The organism is Polaromonas sp. P3_C2 (genome assembly GCF_056402675.1).
On sequence record NZ_JBFUGX010000893.1, the window covers coordinates 1 to 1,425 of the forward strand.

Annotated in this window: 2 protein-coding genes; one reads left to right on the top strand and one right to left on the bottom strand. The window is 56.9% G+C overall.

Going from position 1 to position 1,425, the window contains the following annotated elements; genetic code table 11:
• A partial coding sequence (locus AC1DWI_RS23115) for a hypothetical protein (RefSeq protein ID WP_477725912.1) occupies positions 1–336 on the bottom strand: 336 nt, incomplete at its 3' end.
• Positions 337–644: 308 nt separating this feature from the next.
• Between AC1DWI_RS23115 and AC1DWI_RS23120 the strand changes: the two genes are divergently transcribed.
• On the top strand, positions 645–1,425 hold a 781-nt coding region (locus AC1DWI_RS23120), incomplete at its 3' end, for a tripartite tricarboxylate transporter substrate binding protein (protein WP_477725913.1).

The window sequence follows — 1,425 nt, forward strand, 5'->3', positions numbered from 1 at the left end:
AATCAGTACAGCCGACTGGATCGGGTCCATGTTGACAGCCACCGGCTTATAGCCCGAGGCAAGACCGACCACGGGGTTGCCATAGACCCAGCATGGTGGCGCCGGTTTCTTGACGGCTGTCAAAACATCCTGCGTCTCCCGGATGTTGAGCACCGGCGTGACCGACAGCCCCGTGGGGCGGATAAAGTCAACGAGTTCTTTCAGGGCACTTTCGGTTTGCGAGGCTCCCTCGCCCCGGATCACTTGCGGATTAAGGTAAAGACCGCCCTCGCACTGCTGCGCCTGCGCGGTCAAACCAAAAAAAAACAAAGCCATCAGCAACAATGAGTTTTTCATGGCTATTACCTTTCAAAACATTTTTGTGTCCCAGTCATCGCCACGGAACGAAGCGCCAGCCCTTTTGAAATTCATGGTATCGGCGATGTGACACTTTCCTCCTAGGGAGATACGCTATCAAGCGCCCGCCATGGAGCAAAACAGCTCGGGACAAACCCTAGAGGGCATCGAAAATCCCACAAACTTGACCCCTGTCAAGAGTTTTTCGTCCACTTGGTAAGACCATACGCGTGCAATATGCTCCGGCCAGGGAATCAGTAAAGAAGTTCCAAGCCCAAACAGAGTTACCCAATACAGGAGACAACGTGATGAAAACCAGATTTGCGAGCATCAGGAATAAATTGACTGCAGCGGGGACATGCGCCATCGCGGCAGCGGCGCTGACGGCCTTCCCCGCCCATGCAGCCTGGGAGCCCACCAAGCCAGTGGAGTTCGTGGTCCCTGCGGGTACCGGCGGCGGGGCCGATCAGATGGCCCGACTGATGCAAGGCATCATCATCAAGCACAAGCTGATGAAAGAACCRCTGATCGTCGTCAACAAATCCGGCGGTGCTGGCGCGGAGGGCTTCCTCGAAGTCAAGGGCGCCAAAGGTGACCCACACAAGATCATTATCACGCTGTCCAACCTCTTCACCACACCTCTGGCGACAGGTGTTCCCTTCAACTGGCGCGACATGACGCCCGTGTCCATGATGGCGCTCGACCAGTTCGTGCTATGGGTCAACGCAGAAAACCCCGCCAAGACCGCCAAGGACTACCTGGCAGCCGTAAAAGCCGCAGGCCCCAGCAAAATCAAGATGGGCGGCACGGGTTCCAAACAGGAAGACCAGATCATCACTGTCGGCATTGAGCAGGCCACAGGCACAAAATTCATCTATGTCCCATTCAAGGGAGGCGGTGAAGTCGCGGTCCAGCTCGTCGGTAAGCACGTCGACTCTTCCGTCAACAACCCGATCGAGGCCGTCGCCCAGTGGCGCGCCAACCAGCTTCGGGCTCTGTGCGTCTTCGACGACAAACGCATGCCCTACAAGACCAAAGTCACCGACACCCTGTCATGGGCCGACATCCCGACGTGCAAGGAAGCTGGCG